We start from the raw sequence: 18,148 nt of genomic DNA, 5'->3' as shown, positions 1-18,148 counted from the left end.
GCTGCGAATGCTGCGAATACTGCCGGTGATGCGATGTGCTGCGTGTCTCCTTGCAACTGGTCCTGGCAGCGGACCCCTACAGCCGGTCGAGCACCGCCGTGCTGGCCTGCACCGCGCTGCGGCGATGGTAGAAGTTCAGCGCCCGCAGGCCGCCCAGTTCCTCGCCGCCGCCGGCGCGGCCGGGGCCGCCGTGCAGCGATTGCGGCATCACGTTGCCGTGGCCGGTATGCAGCTGCGCGACATCGGGCGAGATCACGTGGACGCGGCCGTGGCTGTCGGCCAGCTGAAGCGCCGCGGCGGCCAGCGCGGCCGGATCGCTGCCATAGAGCGACGCCACCAGCGAGCCTTCGCCGCGGCGAGCCAGTTCGAAGGCATGGCCGGCGTCGATGCTGTCTTCGCCTTGCCGCTCCCGATAGGACATCAGCGTGGCGACCGGGCCGAACACCTCGATCTGATGCACCAGCGCATTGCCGTCGGGATCGCGCGTGCCGAGCAGCGTCGGACCGATGCAGCAAGCCACGGCCGGATCGGCGTCGATCAGCGCCTGGCTCGCGCCGTCATGCAGGGTTTGCGTCTGCGCCTGCAGTTGCGCGAGGCCCTCGCGCACGGTGGCGAGCTGCGCACGGCTGACCAGCGCGCCCATGCGTACGTCCGGGCTGCGCGGATTGCCGACGGTGACCTCGCGCAGCTTGGCCGCGATGGCTTCGGCGGCGGCGTCGTACAGCGACTCGGGCACCAGCACGCGGCGGATCGCCGTGCATTTCTGTCCCGACTTGACCGTCATCTCGCGCACGACCTCGGACGCCAGCAGCGGCAGCGGATCGTTGCCGCCGGCCTCGCGCGGCAGCAGCAGCGCCGAGTTGACGCTGTCCGCCTCGATATTGACGCGCACCGAGCGCTGCGCGATGGCCGGATGCGTGCGGATCTGCGCGGCCGTCTGCGCCGAGCCGGTGAACGACACCACGTCGAAGGGCTCCAGTGCGTCCAGCAGGCCGTCGGCGCTGCCGCAGACGATCGACAGCGCGCTAGGGGGCAGGATGCCCGCCTCGACGACATCGCGGACCATGCGGTGCGTCAGCCAGGCGGTGGAGGTGGCCGGCTTGACGATCACCGGCACGCCCGACAGCAGCGCCGGCGCGGCCTTCTCCCACAGGCCCCACGAAGGGAAGTTGAACGCGTTGATGCACAGCGCGACGCCGCGCGTGGGGACCAGCATGTGTTGCGACTGGAACAAGGGATCCTTGCCCAGGCGCGCGGCTTCGCCATCGAGCAGATAGCGCCGGTCGCCCAGCGTCTCGCCCAGCTTCGCATAGCTGCCCAGCGTGAAGATCGCGCCGTCGATATCGACCGCGGAATCGCGCTTGACCGTGCCGCTGTTGGCGGTCGCGATCTCGTAGTAGGCGTCGCGGTGTTGCTGCAGCACCTGCACGATGGCGCCCAGCAGCGACGCCCGTTCGCGATAGGTCAGCGCCCGCAGCGCCGCGCCGCCTTGCTCGCGCGCGAAGGCGAAGCCTTCGGCCAGATCGAGTCCGGTGGCATCGACACGCGCCAGTTCATCGCCCAGCACGGGGTCGAACAGTGCCGTGCCCTTGCCGTTGCCATGCTGCCAGCGGCCGGCCAGATAGCTCGGTAGCGATTCGCTCATGCTGCCTCCTGTCGGGTGAAGTCGATGCGCCCTTCGGGCAGCAGATAAAGAACCAGCGCGCGCCCGTTCGACACCGTGGGGCGATGGGCGCTGCCGGGCGGGCACACCAGCCAGCCGGCAGGCCTTCCGTCGAAGCGGGCCTCGCCCTCGATCGGCATGATCAGGTCGATCTCGCCATGGGGATGGGTGTGATGCGGGCCGGCGATGTCCTGCATGTCGACCACGTCGACCGAGAAGCCGTGCAGGTCGTCGGCGGGTTTGAAGATGCGGCCGTAGCGGATACCGCCGCCTTCGCGATCGCACAGCCAGCCTTCGGCGACGCCGGTTTCGCAGGCGGCCTTCAGCGCGCGATAGGACTCGGTATCGGGGCCGTATTCGGCGTTGAGCCAGGCGTCCAGCTCGGCGTCGAGCGGACGGCCCGCAAGGCGGGCCGTCAGTTGCGCCAATTGCTGGCGGAAGGCCTGGGCGGCCGGTGGGAGGGTGGGGGACATCGGCAAGCGCTCCGTCAGATCGGGAAGAACGTCACCGGTTGGCGTAACCGGTTTGCACGTCCGCGGTGTTCAAGTCTGCGGTTTGCACGTCTGCTGTTAATGCATTATTGTGCATGGGCGAACCATAGAGGTCGACGTCGGCTCTGTCAAGAACTATATTGCAGGAGTGTCGGCGGAAGCGCTGTGAAAACACCGGCGTGCGTTCGGCAAGCCGCCGGCGCCATAGGGGGCGACGGACGGGCGGCTACAACGGATGGCCACACCGCCAAGGCCGCGTATTGGCGGGATCGCCACGCGCTCTATGAAGTAAAGCGCAGCGTCGCAGTCATTCGCTAATATGCACAATAATTCTTGACGTCGCGCGAAGCGATGCACTATGATGCGTGACATCGGATCCCGATCCATGCACTATCGTGCTTCGCGGTGCTTCGTTGCACCACGCGCCCAGGCTGAACAGACAGCGATGTCAGCACAGAGAACAGGAGACAATGCCGTGACCCAGGTCCCCCGCGTCGACTACCAGACCGACCCCTCCCAATACAAGCACCTGAAGCTGCAGTTCGACGGACCCGTCGCCACGCTGGTCCTCGATATCGACGAGAACGCCGGCCTGCGTCCCGGCTACAAGCTCAAGCTCAACAGCTACGACCTCGGCGTCGACATCGAGCTGAACGATGCGCTGAACCGCATCCGCTTCGAACATCCGGAAGTGCGCAGCGTGGTGGTCACCAGCGGCAAGGAGAAGGTGTTCTGCTCGGGCGCCAATATCTTCATGCTGGGCGTCAGCAGCCACGCGTGGAAGGTCAACTTCTGCAAGTTCACCAACGAGACGCGCAACGGCATCGAGGATTCGTCGCGGCACAGCGGCCTGAAATTCCTCGCCGCGGTCAACGGCGCCTGCGCCGGTGGCGGCTATGAACTGGCGCTGGCCTGCGACGAGATCCTGCTGGTCGACGACCGCTCCTCGGCGGTCAGCCTGCCGGAAGTGCCGCTGCTGGGCGTGCTGCCGGGCACTGGCGGCCTGACCCGCGTCACCGACAAGCGCCATGTGCGCCACGACCTCGCCGACATCTTCTGCACCACCACCGAAGGCGTGCGCGGCCAGCGTGCCAAGGACTGGCGCCTGGTCGACGACATCGCCAAACCGGCCGTGTTTGCGCAGAAGGTGCAGGAGCGCGCGCTGGCGCTGGCCGCGCAGAGCGACCGTCCCGCCGACGCGGCCGGCATCTCGCTGACCCCGCTGGAGCGGACCGTCGAAGCCGATGCGCTGCGCTACGGCTACGTCGACGTGCAGATCGACCGCGCCGCGCGCACCGCCACCTTCACGATCCACGCGCCGCGCGGCCCGCAGCCGCAGACCCCGGCCGCGATCGCCGAAGCCGGCGCGGCCTGGTATCCGCTGCAGCTGGCGCGCGAGCTCGAGGACGCGATCCTGTCGATGCGCACCAACGAGCTGGAGATCGGCACCTGGCTGATCAAGACCGCCGGCGATGCCGAGGCGGTGATGCAGATGGACGCCACGCTGCTGGCGCATCGCGACCACTGGCTGGTGCGCGAGACCATCGGGCTGCTGCGCCGGACCTTCAGCCGTCTCGACGTGTCCTCGCGCAGCCTGTTCGCCCTGGTCGACGAGGGCACCTGCTTTGCCGGCTCGCTGCTGGAACTGGCGCTGGCCTGCGACCGCATCTACCACCTGGCGCTGCCGGACGACGAGGCGCGCGCGCCGAAGATCACCGTCGGCGAGACCAACTTCGGCCTCTATCCGATGGCCACCGGCCAGAGCCGCCTGGGCCGCCGCTTCTACGACGAGACGCCGGCGCTGGAAGCGGTGCGCGCCAGGGCCGGCCAGCCGCTCGATGCGGACGCCGCCTTCGCGCTGGGTCTGGCGACCTCGAACCCGGACGACATCGACTGGGCCGACGAGCTGCGCATCGCGATCGAGGAACGCGTGGCGATGTCGCCCGACGCGCTGACCGGCATGGAAGCGAACCTGCGCTTCAACGGCCAGGAGACCATGTTCACCCGCATCTTCGGCCGGCTGACCGCCTGGCAGAACTGGATCTTCCAGCGGCCCAACGCCGTCGGCGACAAGGGCGCACTGAAGGTCTACGGCAAGGGCGACAAGGCGGCATTCGACTGGAATCGCGTCTGACGCGCAGGTCCGCGCGCGCAGCGACACAAAGACACAGCGACACCACGGCACAACGACACGACGACATATCACCGGGAGACCAACGATGTCCGGTATCAACTACAGCGAGAAGATCCCCAACAACGTCAACCTCAGCGAGGACCGCACGCTGCAGCGCGCGCTGGAGCAGTGGCAGCCGAACTACCTGAGCTGGTGGAACGACATGGGCCCGGACGGCTCGCAGAACTTCGACGTCTACCTGCGCACCGCGATCAGCGTCGATCCGCAGGGCTGGGCGCAGTTCGGCTACGTCAAGATGCCGGACTATCGCTGGGGCATTTTCCTGAATCCGGCGGAGCAGGGCCGCAAGATCCATTTCGGCGACCACAAGGGCGAGGACGCGTGGCAGGACGTGCCGGGCGAATACCGCGCCAACCTGCGCCGCATCATCGTGACGCAGGGCGATACCGAGCCGGCCTCGGTCGAGCAGCAGCGCCATCTGGGACTGACCGCGCCGAGCATGTATGACCTGCGCAACCTGTTCCAGGTCAACGTCGAGGAAGGCCGCCACCTGTGGGCGATGGTCTATCTGCTGCACAAGTACTTCGGCCGCGACGGCCGCGAGGAAGGCGAGGCGCTGCTCGAGCGCCGCAGCGGCGAACAGGACAACCCGCGCATCCTGCAGGCGTTCAACGAGCGCACGCCGGACTGGCTGTCGTTCTTCATGTTCACCTACTTCACCGACCGCGACGGCAAGTTCCAGCTGTGCGCGCTGGCCGAGAGCGCGTTCGATCCGCTGGCCCGCACGACCAAGTTCATGCTGACCGAGGAAGCGCACCACATGTTCGTCGGCGAGTCGGGCGTGTCGCGCGTGATCCAGCGCACCTGCCAGGTGATGAACGAACTGAAGACCGACGATCCGGGCAAGCTGCGCGCCGCCGGCGTGATCGACCTGCCGACCATCCAGCGCTACCTGAACTTCCACTACAGCGTGACCATCGACCTCTTCGGTGCCGACGAGTCGAGCAATGCCGCCACCTTCTACAGCACCGGCCTGAAGGGCCGCTTCGAGGAAGGCAAGCGCAACGACGACCATCTGCTCAAGGACAGCACCTATCGCGTGCTGCAGGCCTCCGGCGGCCAGTTGGTCGAGAAGGAAGTGCCGATGCTGAACGCGCTGAACGAGGTGCTGCGCGACGACTACATCAAGGACAGCGTGGCCGGCGTCGAGCGCTGGAACCGCGTCATCGACAAGGCCGGCATTCCGTTCCGGCTGAAGGTTCCGCACAAGGCCTTCCACCGCAATATCGGCGCGCTGGCCGGCGTCAAGGTGTCGCCGGACGGCCGCGTGATCTCGGACGCCGAATGGCAGGCCAATGTCGACCAGTGGCTGCCGAGCGCGGAGGATCGCGCCTTCGTCGCCAGCCTGATGGGCCGCGTGGTCGAGCCGGGCAAGTTCGCCAACTGGATCGCGCCGCCGGCGATGGGCGTCAACCGCCAGCCGGTGGACTTCGAATACGTGCGCTTCAACTGAGCGGCGAGAGCAACGGCAATAACGGCAGCAACAGCGCCATCAATAGCGCCAGCAATAACGACAGCGACCGCGCGTGACCGAACGTAGCGCCGAGCCGCCGCAGCATCTGGAGACGGCCATGGATATGGCAGACATGCAAATCATCAAGCAGCATCTGATCGACCCCGAGATCTGCATTCGCTGCAATACCTGCGAGATGACCTGCCCGGTCGGCGCGATCACGCACGATTCGCGCAACTACGTGGTCGACGCCGACAAGTGCAATCTGTGCATGGCCTGTGTGTCGCCGTGCCCGACCGGATCGATCGACAACTGGCGCATGGTGCCGCGCACGCGGCCCTATACGCTGGACGAGCAGCTGGGCTGGGACACGCTTCCCGAAGAGCTGAGCAGCGAGCAGCTGGCCGCCAGCGGCGTCGGCGCCGAGGCGATCGCCGAAGCGCAGGCGCTGGAGGCGGTCGACGAGCCGGTCGATCCCGCGCTGGCGCAGATCGCGCCGTTCAACAGCGCGCAATACGGGGCCACGCTGCCGCCGTGGTCGGCCGCGCATTGCTACACCAATCTGTACGGGCCGAAGGCGGCGATCAAGTCGGTTACCGCCACCGTGGTCGGCAATGTGCGCGTGACCGAGGTCGGCCGCGACTACGACACCCATCACCTGGTACTGGACTTCGGCGCGATGCCGTTCCCGGTGCTGGAGGGCCAGTCGATCGGCATCGTGCCGCCGGGCGTCGACGAGCAGGGCCGCCCGCATCACGCGCGCCAGTACTCGGTGGCGAGCCCACGCAATGGCGAGCGGCCGGGCTACAACAACCTGTCGCTGACGATCAAGCGCGTGCTGGAGGACCACCAGGGCAATCCGGTGCGCGGCGTGGCCTCGAACTACCTGTGCGACCTGCAGGTGGGCGACACGGTCGAGGTCATCGGCCCGTTCGGCAACAGCTTCCTGATGCCGAACCATCCGCGCTCGAACATCGTGATGATCTGCACCGGCACCGGCAGCGCGCCGATGCGGGCGATGACCGAATGGCGCCGGCGCCTGCGCAAGTCGGGCAAGTTCGAGAGCGGCAAGCTGATGCTGTTCTTCGGCGCCCGCACGCGCGAGGAGCTGCCGTACTTCGGTCCGCTGCAAAGCCTGCCCAAGGACTTCATCGATATCAACCTGGCGTTCTCGCGCACGCCGGGCCAGCCCAAGCGCTATGTGCAGGACGTGATGCGCGAGCGGGCCGCCGACCTGGCCGCGCTGCTGGCCGATCCGGACAGCTACTTCTATGTCTGCGGGCTGAAGAGCATGGAGGAGGGCGTGGTACTGGCGCTGCGCGATATCGCCGAGCAGGCCGGTCTCGATTGGGAGGCGGTGGCCGCTTCGCTCAAGCGCGAAGGGCGGCTGCATCTGGAGACGTACTGAGCTCGGGACGTACCGAGCAAGCGGTCGCGCGGACCGGGTTTGATGTTCTTGATGTGGCCAGGGCCAGCCGCCGCGGAAACGCGGGGCCGGCCTCGTTCGTTCAGTCGGCGGACCAGCTTGGCGCGTGCTCGCCCAACGCCGCCACATGGTCGTCGCCATCGGGAAGACCCAGCGAAAAACGGACCGGAAAGCGGACGGCGACGCGATCCTGATCGGGGTCCGATACCTGACGCACCGTACCGCGCGCCTGCACATGCGGGTCCCGCAGCAGCTCTTCCGCGTTCAGCACCGGCGAGATCGGCAGGTCCACGCCGGCCAGCGTGTCCAGCCACTGCGCCAGCGTGCGGCTGACAAAGATCTGCGCCAGCAGCGCATTGACCTCGACCTTGTGGCGCTGGCGTCCGGCCCGCTCGGCGAAGCGCGGATCCATCAGCGAAGGAAACTTCTCGCCCAGCGCGTCGCGCAGGTTCAGCCAGAACTTGTTCTCCAGAATGCCGAGCGCCAGATGGCGGCCGTCGCGCGTCTCGAACAGGTCGTTCTCCGGCATCACCGTGGGCGAGCGCAGCGGCGCGTCGGCATGTTGTTGCGCGGCCCAGGCGCCATGGGCCGTCCACGACAGCACCGCATCGTGGATCGATACGTCCAGATGCTGGCCGCGCCCGTGCTGACGCGCGCTGAGGATGGCGACGGTCAGCGCCAGCGCCGCATAGCTCGACGCCGCATAGTCCGACACCCGCACGCGCGGCCGCGCGACCTTGTCGCGGACCTGTACCGGCGCGGCCCAATAGCCGGCCAGCGCCAGATAGTTCAAATCGTGGCCGGCATGGTCGGCATAGGGGCCGGTCTGGCCGAAGCCCGAGATCGAGCACAGCACGATGGCCGGATTGACCTTGGCCAGTTCGGCGTAATCGATGCCGAGGCGCTGCATCACGCCGGGACGAAAGCCTTCGACCACCGCGTCGGCATCGCGCACCAGCTCAAGGAAGGCCGCGCGGCCCTCGGCATCCTGCAGATCGAGCGCGACCGAACGCTTGCCGCGATTGAACTGGGCGAACACCGAGGCGCTCAGCGTGCGCGAGGTATCGCCGACGCCGGGCCGCTCGACCTTGATCACCTCGGCGCCCAGCTGCTGCAGCTGCAACGTGGCGTGCGGGCCGGGCAGCAGCTGGCTCAGGTCGATAATCCTGACGTCGTTCAGGCAGGACCAGTCCGGTTTGGTTGGCGGCTTTGTTGGGGGCTTCGCTGGCGCCTTGGTTGGCGGCTCGCTCGATGGCTTGCTCGATGGCTTGCTCGATGTCATGGCCCGCGCCCGCTCAGCCGATGTCGGCCGTCATGCCGATATCGCGCATCAGCGACGCGTAGCGCTTGGTCTCGGCCGAGACCATCTCGCGGAACTGCGCCGGCGAGGCGCTGCGGCGCAGTTCCCCCGCGCTGGCTTCGAGCATCGCATCGAGCTTGCCGCTGGCCTGCACCTCGTTGATCGCGGTGAACAAACGCTGCGTCAGCGCGGCGGGCATCCCCGCCGGCGCGAACAGCCCGCTCCAGTTGTCGAGCACGAAGCCGGGCGGCAGCGCCTCCGCCAGCGTCGGCACGTCGGGGAAGTAGCGCGAACGCTCGGCGGTGGTCACCGCGAGCGCGCGGACCTGGCCATTGCGCAGGTACGACGTGGCCGTGCTGAGCACCGGCATGCCGAACTGCGTCTGCCCGGTCAGCATCGCCGTCAGGATCTCCGGCGCGCCCTTGTACGGCACGTGGACCGCTTCGGTGCCGGTCTGGTGCAGCATCGATTCGACGGCCAGATGGGCGATGCTGCCCTTGCCGCCGGAGCCGTAGTTCAGCTTGCCCGGCGCGCGCTTCATCGCCGCGATCAGGTCGGCGGCGGTGCGGTACGGCGAGTTCGCAGGGACTACCAGCGCGGTGGGGCCGCCCGACAGCGGCGCGATGCAGGTGAAGTCGCGCGCCGGGTCGTACGGCATCTGCTTGTACATGTGGATGTTGATCACGTGCGTGTTGGCCAGCACGCCGAGCGTGTAGCCGTCCGCCGCGGCCCGCTTGAGCGCGCGGCCGCCGATGATGCCGCCCGCGCCGGGCATGTTCTCGACCACCAGTGGCTGGCCGAGCTTCGGTGCCAGCTCGGCCGACAGCGCGCGCGCCATGTTGTCGGGCGAGGTGCCGGCCAGGAAGGGGACGATCAGCCGGATCGGCCGGTTCGGATAGCCGTCGGCCGCGTAGGCGCGCGGCAGGATGCCGCCCAGTGCCGCGGCGCCCGCGGCGGCCAGCCATGTTCTGCGATGCATTTGCTGTCTCCTGTACTGATGGCGCAGTCCGGGCTGCGTCGACGTTCTGCTGCTGCTGCTGTTGCTGGTGCTGCGGGCAACCGGCGGCACTATGCCGCGCCGCGCCCCTTGCCCGCCTGCTCCATCAGCGGCTCCAGGATCGCCCGCGCAATGGTGTTGCGCTGGATCTCGCTGGTGCCCGTGAAGATGCGGAACATGCGCAGCTTGCGGAAGGTCTGCTCGACCGGGTGGCCGCGGGTGACGCCCACATTGCCGTGGATCTGCACCGCCTTGTCGGCGATCTCGAAGCAGCGCTCCGATACGAAAAGCTTGCAGGCCGCGGCCTTCATGCGCAGATCGGCGCCGCTGTCGGCCAGCGCGGCGGTCTGCGCGATCATCGCCTCGCACGCCCACAGCGCCGCCGCCATGTCGGCGAGCATATGCTGGATGGCCTGGAACCGCGCGATCGGGCCGCCGAACTGGCGGCGCTTGCCCGCGTACTCGACGGACGCCCGATACACGCTGGTGGCCAGACCCAGCATGCTCGGGCAATGCAGCAGCCGGTTGACGTTGATGCGGGACATGCTGAGCTTGAAGCCATTGCCCTCGCCGCCGAGGATATTGCTGCGCGGCACGCGCACATCGACCATGCGGATATCGGCGTCGATATGCTGGCCCGACATTGGCGTGTATTCGGTATCGACGGTGACGCCGGGCAGGTCGAGATCGACCAGCACCGCGCTGATCGACGGCGGCGTGGTGCTGGCATCGGTCACGCACAGCACGATGGCGAAGTCGGCGAACGGCGCGCCGCTGATGTAGTGCTTGTGGCCGTTGATGACCAGCTCGTCGCCGTCGGCCACCGCCGTCGTCGAGATGCTCATCGCATCGGAGCCCGAATGCGGCTCGGTCATCGCGAAACAGGTCGAACGCTCTCCGCGGATCACCGGGCCGAAATAGCGCTCGATCTGCCCGGGCGTGGCGTACTTCAGCATATTGCCCACGCGCGGCGGACCGCCGAGGTCGCCCAGCACATGCGGCGCCAGCGAGCAGCCGCTGGCGGCGATGTCGGCTTTCAGCGCGCACTGCTCGGCGATGTTCAGGCCCTTGCCGCCCAGTTCGATCGGCAGGCAGGCGGCGTAAAGACCCAGCTCGCTGGAGCGGCGCCAGACCCGGCGCAGCACCTCCTTCGGCCACGGGTCTTCCGAGCCCAGGCCAAGCTCTTGCTCCATCGGGCGCAGTTCCTCGTCGATGAAGCGGCGGATGGCGGCCCGCGTCTGGACCAGCACGGGGTTGGTCAGGTATTCGAACATGGCGTGGTTCCTCGGTGTCGTGGGCTTTGAGTCGCGTTTGTCAGTCCGCGTTTCAAGCCGCGTGTCAGTTCACGCGGCGTTCCTGACCCTGCCAATAGCGCTCGCGCACCAGCTTGCGGGCCAGCTTGCCGCTGGCGTTCTTCGGCAGCTCGCTGACGAAGTCGATCGAGCGCGGGGTCTTGTAGTCGGCGATGCGCGCGCGGCAATGCGCGATCAGGTCGGCCGCGCTCAGTTCGCGCCCCGGCCACAGCGTGACCACGGCCTTGACGCTCTCGCCCCAGGTCGCATCGGGCACGCTGATCACGCAGGCCTCCATCACGTCGGGATGCTGATACAGCGTGGCTTCGACCTCGGTCGGATAGACGTTGAAGCCGCCCGAGATGATCATGTCCTTCTTGCGGTCGACCAGATAGATGAAGCCTTCCTCATCGACGCGGGCCAGATCGCCGGTATGCAGCCAGCCGTCGATCAGCACCTCGCGGGTCAGCTCGGGCTCGCCCCAGTAGCCCTGGAACACGTCCTCGCCGCGGATCACCAGCTCGCCGATCTCGTCGCCGCTGACTTCCTCGCCGCGCTCGTTGACCACGCGTACCTCGGTCTCGCCCAGCGCGCGGCCGCACGAGGCCAGGCGCTCGGGGCGATTGGCGAGCGCATCGGCATGGTCGGCGGTGGACAGCCGCGTGACGCCGGAGGTCGATTCGCTGGCGCCATAGCCCTGCGACAGGATCGGGCCGATGCGCTCCCACGCCTCGCGGATGCGCGCCGGGGCCATCGGCGCGGCGCCATAGGCCAGCGTCTTCAGGCTGGAAAGATCGGCGCTGGCGAGCGACGGCTCGGCCAGCACCATATTGATCATCGCCGGCACCATGAACACGTGCGTGATGCGCAGGCGCGCGATCTCGGCGAGGAAATGCGCCGGCTCGAACTTGTCGAACAGCACCAGCGTGGCGCCGCAGTACAGGTAGGGCTGCATCAGCATGCCCGAGGCGTGCGTGACCGGGCCGATCAGCGCCAGCCGGTCGCCGGAGCGGGCAGGGCGATCCATGCCAAGCACGATCTTGCGCAGCGAGGCGATGCGGTTGCCGTAGCTCTGCATCGCCGCCTTGATCTTGCCGGTCGAGCCGGACGAGAAGTGCAGCACCGCGAGATCGGACGCTTGCGGCGTGTAGTCGGGCGCCTGGGTGTCGCCACGGCTGACGACGTCCTCGTAGTCCAGATAGCCCGGGGCTGCTTCGCCGATCGCGATAAAGGTCTCGACCGAGCCGAAGCCAGGCGTCTGCGGGTTGTAGCCGGTGTAGCCGCGGCCCGCGATCATCACGCGCGGTCCGCAATTCTCGACCACCTGGGTCGCCTCGGCGGCGGTGAAGCGCGGATTGAGCGCCGCCTTGACCAGCCCGGCCTTGAAGAGGGCGCATTCGATCTCCACCAGCTCGGTGCAATTGCGCGACTGCACCGCGACGCGGTCGCCCTTGACCAGGCCCAGCCCCAGCAGCGCATTGGCCAGCCGGGTCGAGCGCTCGTCCAGCTGGCGATAGCTGAGCGCGCGGTCGCGATACAGCACCGCGGGGCGGTCGCCCCAATAGCGCGCGGCACGCCGCAGGAAATAGGCGAAGGTCATCGAGGTCTCCTTGATCTGCTTTGGCGGCAGTTTGGAAGACGCGGGACATCACTACAATGCTGCATTGGAAATAAAGCCATAACCGACTGGAATGCGAGGGGAGCGGCATGGAGACACGCGATCTGGAGTACGTGCTGGAGGTGGCTGCTCACGGCGGCATCGGGCGCGCCGCCGAGGCGCTCGGCATGAGCCAGCCGGCGCTGACCAAGGCGGTGCAGCGCGTGGAAGCGCAGATCGGCCTGCCGCTGTTCGAGCGCACCGCGCTGGGCATGCGGCCGACGCAGGCAGGCGCGGCATTTATCGACCGGGCCCGGCGCATCCGGCTCGAATACGAGGATGCGCTGGCCGAGATGCGCGGCATCCGCACCGGCGAACAGGGCGTGCTGCGGCTCGGCTATTCGCCGTCGATTCCAAACCCGGTGGTGCTGGACGCCTGCCGCCAGCTGATGCAGGAGCGGCCCGTCGCGCGGCTGCGGCTGACGCGGCGGATGGCGCGCGACCTGATGGATCCACTGCTGGCCGGCGAACTGGACTTGGCCATCGCGCCGGTGCCGCGGCAGCGGACCGAGGCGTTCGTGGTCCACGACCTGTTCGACGACACGCTGGCGGTGGTCGCCGACGAAGCGCACCCGCTGCACGGCAAGCGCGGCCTGCGGCTCGCCGATCTGGTCGATCAGGAATGGCTGCTGCCCGGTGCGCATATCGTGCTGCGCCAGCAGCTGGAGGCCGCGTTTCAGCAGCGCGGCCTGCCGCCGCCGAATCTGCGCGTCGAATCGGATTTCGGCAGCGCCTCGCTGTTCTATCTGATGCGGGGCACGCGCATGCTCAGCATTGCCGGGGCGCAGATGGCCAGGCCCCTGGCGGGTTTTCGTGCGTTGCGGTTGAGCAGCGAAGAACTCGATCTGCGCCGGCGGGTCGGCGTGATCGCGCGGGCCGGCGCTTATTTATCGCCGCTGGCGCAGCGGATGGTGGCGATCCTGCAGGCGCAGGTGAAATAACGATTGCGGCACCGATTGCGGCACCGATTGCAATACCGACTGCAATAACGATGGCGAAAACGAATGCCGGTATGACCAATACAACAGATTACGTGATTTAAAAAACTTTCATATCGGCGGCCCCTTACCTGTTGTATTTGTATTGGGCAAAACGGGTTTCCCAAAAATATAAAGGGGTCGGCGCGAGCCAGCGCCAATGCCGATACGATGAAACTTTCTCTCTTCCTGCTGGGAGCAGGAACCCTGGCCGCGATGTTGATGGGCGCCGCCCAGGTAAAGGACACGCTGACGAATGCGCCGATCGCGGCGCTGGCGCCGGGCTTTCACGCCGATGGCGATCATTTCGGCGGCAGGCCTTGCGCCGCGCCATGCGCCGATCTGTTCCAGGGCTATGCATGGGCGCTGATGCACGACGTGCGCCACGCCAGGTCGTGTGAAGCAGTACAGCCGGCCTTTCGGGCCGGCTGCATGCAGTACGTCGACGATCTGATCGTGCGGCGCGGCGCGCGAGCGATGGCGCAGCGCCAAGCCGATGCCGAACCCGCGGGCGAGGCTGCGCAACCGATCGGCCCCACGCCAACGCTGGTTCGGCCGATTGCTACATCCGGTACCGCAGCGTCGCCATGACGCTGCGCGGCGCGCCCGGCAGGTTCAGGTTCGCGTTGGAACCGTGCGCGGACACGATATAGCTCTTGTCGAACAGGTTGTACAGGTTCAGCTGCAGCTCGACGGGGCCGCGCCGGTACCACGCCATCATGTCGGCGGTGACATAGCCGGGCAGCGTGACCGTGTTCTGCGGATCGGCCATGCGCGCGCCGATCAGGTTCAGGCCGCCGCCGATGCCGAAGCCGTGGCCCAGCTCCTTGGTAACCCAGAAATTGCCGCTATGCCGCGGCGTCAGCGTGGCGCGCTTGCCTTCCAGTGCGCTGCTCGAGCGCGTCACCCGCGCATCGAGATAGGCGTAGCCGGCCAATACCTTCCAGCCCTGGCCCAGGTCGCCGGCGAACGTCAGCTCGGCACCGTCGGTGCGCTGTTCGCCGATCGGCATCAGCGCGGTATTGGTGGCATTGGCGACCTTGATATTGGTGCGCTCCAGCCGGAAGACCGACACCGTGGTGCTGGCGCGCCCATCGAAGAAATCGTATTTGGCGCCGATTTCGGTATTGCTGGTCTTTTCCGGTTCCAGTTCGGCGTTATTGGCCGCCAGCGAGAAGGTCTCGCCGGAAGGCTGGAATGAACGGCTCCACGACAGGTAGTAAGACTGCGTCTTCGACGGCTGCCACACCAGGCCCGCGCGCGGGCTCCAGGCATTGTCGGTACGCGACAGGCCGCGCTGGTTCGGGCGGCGGTCGACGGTCTCCTGCTCGAAGCGGTCGTAGCGCACGCCGACCAGCGCCTTCCACTGTTCACTGAGCGTGATCATGTCCTGGGTGTAGAGGCCCAAGGTCTTGAAGGTGCCGCGGTTGGTGGTGCCCGGCGTGCCGCCGATCAGCCGCGGCAGCGTCGGCAGCACCGGATTGAACAGGTCGACGGTGGCGACGTTGTTGCGCGAATAGTTGACCAGATCCTTGTTCTGCTGGCCCACCTCGACGCCGTACAGCAGCTCGTGCTTCATGCCGAACAGCGTGGCCTTCTGCGTCAGGTCGGTCTGGTTGAACCAGCCATGCTCCTCGCGATAGACGTTGGAGCGGTTCAGCGACACGGTGCGGCGCGCCGCGTTGACGGTGCCCGGCAGCGTGTTGTTGCGGTCCAGCGAATAGTTGTAATAGCGCGTCGCGTTGCGGATCGACCATTGGTCGTTGAAGCGATGCGTCAGCGTGGCGGTGCCCGAGTACACCCGCGATCGGCTGTAGTCCACGTCGCGTGCATTGGCCGCGCCGTAGTAGGTGGACGCCGGCACCTCGACCGGCCGGCCATTGAAGGCCGGAATGCCGAAGTCGGTCACGCGGCGGTCTTCGAGGTAGTCGGCCTGCAGCAGCAGCTTGGTGTCCGGCGCGAGCTTCAGGTCCAGCGACGGCGCGATCGCGGTGCGGTCCAGAAACTGCTGCGAGCGGTAGCTGTCGGCGCGTTGCACCGCGCCGGTGATGCGAAACGCCGCCGCGCCGTCGCCGAACACCCGCCCGACGTCGACCTCGCCGCGCCGGTCGGCCCACGAGCCGTAGCTCAGGCTCAGGTCGGTGATATCCAGCCCGGGCTTCTTGGTGACCCGGTTGATCAGCCCGCCCGACGAACCGCGGCCGTACAGCACCGCGGCCGGTCCCTTGATCACCTCGATCCGCTCGACGTTCGACAGGTCGCGGAAATACAGCGCGTCATCCCGGATGCCGTCGACGAACTGATCGGCGATCGCGGTAAAGCCGCGGATCGTGACCTGGTCGCGCTGTCCGTCCCCATGCGAGAAGCCCACCCCCGGCACGTTCTTCAGCGTGTCCTGGATCGAGGTCGCGTGCTGGTCGCGCATGACCTCGGCCGTCACCACGTTCACCGTCTGCGGGACGTCCCGCAGCGGGACATCCATCTTGGTGGCGCTGACCGTATCGGGCGGGTTGTAGCCCTCGCCCAGCTCGCGGTTCGCGCTGGCCTTGACGGTGACCTCCGGCAACGTCTCGGCGCCCTGGGCGCGGACAGCCGCGGGTGAGAGAACGGACGCCGCCAGCAGGGCAGCGGTAATAGGGTGACGCTTGGCTCGCATTTTGTAATGAACTGTAATATTTTTAAGGGAATGCGAATTATTATCATTTCGGCATATGTGGTCAACTGCCTAATCACCCGTTCGTGGGGTGCCGCCAACAATGTTTCAGGTGGGGTGCTGCTTGAGTAACGTGCCCAAAGACGGGCGGAAAGATGCGGCGAGGGAGAGGGCGAGAGGGCGAGAGGGCGAGTGGGCGAGAGGGCGAGAGGGCGAGAAGGCGAGAAGGCGAGAGGGCGAGAGGGCGAGAAGGGGACAATTTCCGGTACATTCCCCGCGCTCCGCCGGAGAATTCGCGCCAGATGGCATCGGAGACGCGCCGCGGGGGTATGCTTGCACGGTGGTCAGCCGTCCCCAGCCGTCCCTCCTTACCCATGCCTCCGCTTCGCAACCGCCGCCGATCCGCCTCCTCCCCTCATCCGCGCAGTCCCTCGCCGTTCCGCCATTTCCGCCGATTCCTTCCCGATCCCGAACGGCTGCAACAGCATCGATGGCTGCGCTGGATGGGACCGATCCTGCAGCACCCCCGCCTATGGCATGTCAGCCGCCGCGGTATCGCATTGGGCGTGGCGCTGGGGCTGTTTTTCGGCCTGCTGCTGCCCATCGCGCAAATTCCGATGAGTGCCGGCGTGGCCGTGGCCCTGCGCGCCAATGTGCCGGCCGCGGTGGCCAGCACCTTCGTCAGCAATCCGTTGACCTTCGGCCCGATCTATTACGCCGCCTGGCGGTTGGGCAGCGCGGTGCTGGGAGAAAGCGGCGAGCCGCCGGCGCCGGAGACGCTGGCGGCTGTCGCGGAACCGGGGGCGATCGTCAATCTCGTTCCGGGTGGCGCCGACCCGGCCGCGCAGCCCGCCCAGGTGGAAGAGGAGAGCTGGTGGACGCAGACGCGTCGCCGCCTGCTGGGCGTCGGCAAACCGCTGCTGCTCGGTCTCGCACTGATGGCGAGCGTGACCAGCGTGTTGTTCTATTTCGGCGTGTCGTGGGTGTGGGCGCTGCGAACGCGCCTGATCCGGCGCCGCCGCGTCAGGGCGGCGCGCGCGCAGGACAAGCTCGACGGCCGGGGGCCAGCCGACAGGCACTGAAGCCGGCGCGCGTCGATTCCACGATTCGTCGATTGGCCGGCTGGCGGATACCGTCCCAGGATGGAGCGGCTGCCCCTCAATAGCCGCTAGTGGATGCCGGGCTCGCTGGCACCTGGCCCGACGCCCGGAAGCGCGCGGCGGTGCCGTCCAGGCCGTCGCGCAGCAGCACCGTATCGAGCGCTACCGCGACGAACTGCGCGCCCAGATCGAGGCATTGGCGCGCGCGGGCCTCGTCGACCATCAGAATGCCCGGAGCCTTGCCGCAGGCCCGAATGCGGCGGATGGCGTCGTCGATCGCCTGGTTGACCGCGGGGTGGCGCGCCTGGCCGGGGTAGCCCAGGCTCGCAGACAGATCCGCCGGGCCGATGAAGATGCCGTCAATGCCGTCGATTGCGGCGATGGCCTCGATCTGGGCCAGCGCCTCGGCGGTTTCCACCTGCACCAGCAGGCACAGCTCCTCCGCCGCGCGGGCCGCATAGTCGGTGGTGCGGCCGAAGTTCGAGGCGCGAGTCGAGCCGCCCATGCCGCGAATGCCCTCGGGCGCATAGCGGATCGCCCGTACCGCCGCCTCGGCCTCCTGCGCGTTCTGCACGAAGGGCAGCAGCAGCGTCTGCGCGCCGATGTCGAGGTAGCGCTTGATCAGCACGGGGTCGTTCCATGCCGGCCGCACGACCGCATGGGTCGGCGGCGAGCATGGGGCGGGCTGCGCGGCGGCGACCGCCTGCAACTGGCTCAGCATCAGCGGCACGTCGGTGGGCGTGTGCTCGGTGTCCAGCAGCACCCAGTCGTAACCGGCGCCACCGATCAGCTCGGAAACGAAGGGCGACGGAATGGTGGACCAGACGCCGATCTGGGACTGGCCGGCGCGCAGCGCCTTCTTGAAATGATTGATGGGCAGCATGCTGTCTCCGGTGATGACGTTTTCGCAATCATTCCATGGCTGGGGCTCGGATACTCATTCGT

Annotated in this window: 15 protein-coding genes; 6 read left to right on the top strand and 9 right to left on the bottom strand. The window is 67.5% G+C overall.

The genetic code is table 11. From position 1 onward, the window contains the following. Window positions 1–76 precede the first annotated feature (76 nt). Complete coding sequence (locus KZ686_RS17635; protein ID WP_265634567.1) at window positions 77–1,645, bottom strand: 3,4-dehydroadipyl-CoA semialdehyde dehydrogenase; 1,569 nt, start codon at window positions 1,643–1,645, stop codon at window positions 77–79. Then, window positions 1,642–2,136 (bottom strand): DUF4863 family protein, encoded by a 495-nt coding sequence (locus KZ686_RS17630; protein WP_265634565.1) that lies wholly within the window; start codon window positions 2,134–2,136, stop codon window positions 1,642–1,644. Before KZ686_RS17630 ends, KZ686_RS17635 begins: the two co-directional genes overlap by 4 nt. Window positions 2,137–2,629: 493 nt before the next feature. On the opposite strand from KZ686_RS17630, the gene boxC reads away from it, so the two are divergent. Further along, window positions 2,630–4,288 (top strand): 2,3-epoxybenzoyl-CoA dihydrolase, encoded by a 1,659-nt coding sequence (gene boxC / locus KZ686_RS17625; protein ID WP_265634563.1) that lies wholly within the window; start codon window positions 2,630–2,632, stop codon window positions 4,286–4,288. A gap of 85 nt (window positions 4,289–4,373) precedes the next feature. After that, window positions 4,374–5,801 (top strand): benzoyl-CoA 2,3-epoxidase subunit BoxB, encoded by a 1,428-nt coding sequence (gene boxB / locus KZ686_RS17620; protein WP_149319938.1) that lies wholly within the window; start codon window positions 4,374–4,376, stop codon window positions 5,799–5,801. Here the strand turns inward: boxB and KZ686_RS17615 are convergent. Beyond that, entirely contained in the window at window positions 5,794–5,955 is a 162-nt protein-coding gene (locus KZ686_RS17615) for a hypothetical protein (protein ID WP_265635473.1), read from the bottom strand. The two genes, boxB and KZ686_RS17615, sit on opposite strands and share 8 nt — an antisense overlap. Between KZ686_RS17615 and boxA the strand changes: the two genes are divergently transcribed. Next, window positions 5,920–7,209: a benzoyl-CoA 2,3-epoxidase subunit BoxA gene (gene boxA, locus KZ686_RS17610; protein ID WP_226105142.1), complete on the top strand. Its 1,290-nt coding sequence runs from the start codon at window positions 5,920–5,922 to the stop codon at window positions 7,207–7,209. The genes KZ686_RS17615 and boxA overlap by 36 nt on opposite strands. Window positions 7,210–7,309: 100 nt before the next feature. Here boxA and KZ686_RS17605 read toward each other — a convergent pair whose 3' ends face one another. The 4 genes from KZ686_RS17605 to KZ686_RS17590 all read right to left on the bottom strand — a co-directional run bounded on the left by KZ686_RS17605 (window position 7,310) and on the right by KZ686_RS17590 (window position 12,416). Next, complete coding sequence (locus KZ686_RS17605) at window positions 7,310–8,509, bottom strand: CaiB/BaiF CoA transferase family protein (protein WP_265634559.1); 1,200 nt, start codon at window positions 8,507–8,509, stop codon at window positions 7,310–7,312. A 13-nt stretch (window positions 8,510–8,522) separates the two neighbouring features. After that, on the bottom strand, window positions 8,523–9,506 hold the full coding sequence (locus tag KZ686_RS17600) for a tripartite tricarboxylate transporter substrate binding protein (protein WP_149319941.1): 984 nt from the start codon (window positions 9,504–9,506) through the stop codon (window positions 8,523–8,525). Between the two features lie 89 nt (window positions 9,507–9,595). Beyond that, window positions 9,596–10,798: an acyl-CoA dehydrogenase family protein gene (locus KZ686_RS17595; protein ID WP_265634557.1), complete on the bottom strand. Its 1,203-nt coding sequence runs from the start codon at window positions 10,796–10,798 to the stop codon at window positions 9,596–9,598. 64 nt (window positions 10,799–10,862) lie between these two features. Then, entirely contained in the window at window positions 10,863–12,416 is a 1,554-nt protein-coding gene (locus KZ686_RS17590) for an AMP-binding protein (RefSeq protein WP_149319943.1), read from the bottom strand. Between the two features lie 107 nt (window positions 12,417–12,523). Between KZ686_RS17590 and KZ686_RS17585 the strand changes: the two genes are divergently transcribed. Together KZ686_RS17585 and KZ686_RS17580 are read left to right on the top strand one after the other, a co-directional pair. After that, window positions 12,524–13,414, top strand: coding sequence for a LysR family transcriptional regulator (locus KZ686_RS17585; protein WP_226105152.1), 891 nt, complete (start codon window positions 12,524–12,526; stop codon window positions 13,412–13,414). Between the two features lie 207 nt (window positions 13,415–13,621). Then, entirely contained in the window at window positions 13,622–14,041 is a 420-nt protein-coding gene (locus KZ686_RS17580) for a hypothetical protein (RefSeq protein ID WP_226105155.1), read from the top strand. On the opposite strand, the gene KZ686_RS17575 is transcribed toward KZ686_RS17580, so the two are convergent. Further along, window positions 14,013–16,106 (bottom strand): TonB-dependent receptor, encoded by a 2,094-nt coding sequence (locus KZ686_RS17575; protein WP_265634553.1) that lies wholly within the window; start codon window positions 16,104–16,106, stop codon window positions 14,013–14,015. The two genes, KZ686_RS17580 and KZ686_RS17575, sit on opposite strands and share 29 nt — an antisense overlap. 500 nt (window positions 16,107–16,606) lie before the next feature. Between KZ686_RS17575 and KZ686_RS17570 the strand changes: the two genes are divergently transcribed. Then, window positions 16,607–17,185 carry a DUF2062 domain-containing protein gene (locus KZ686_RS17570; RefSeq protein ID WP_149319947.1) on the top strand — a complete coding sequence of 193 codons (579 nt, stop codon included), beginning with the start codon at window positions 16,607–16,609 and terminating at the stop codon, window positions 17,183–17,185. A gap of 76 nt (window positions 17,186–17,261) precedes the next feature. Here KZ686_RS17570 and KZ686_RS17565 read toward each other — a convergent pair whose 3' ends face one another. After that, window positions 17,262–18,086, bottom strand: coding sequence for an HpcH/HpaI aldolase family protein (locus KZ686_RS17565; RefSeq protein ID WP_265634550.1), 825 nt, complete (start codon window positions 18,084–18,086; stop codon window positions 17,262–17,264). Between the last annotated feature and the right edge of the window lie 62 nt (window positions 18,087–18,148).

This window comes from Cupriavidus cauae (assembly GCF_026210475.1).
GTDB lineage: Bacteria > Pseudomonadota > Gammaproteobacteria > Burkholderiales > Burkholderiaceae > Cupriavidus > Cupriavidus cauae.
This window is presented reverse-complemented; position numbering and strand designations above follow the sequence as displayed.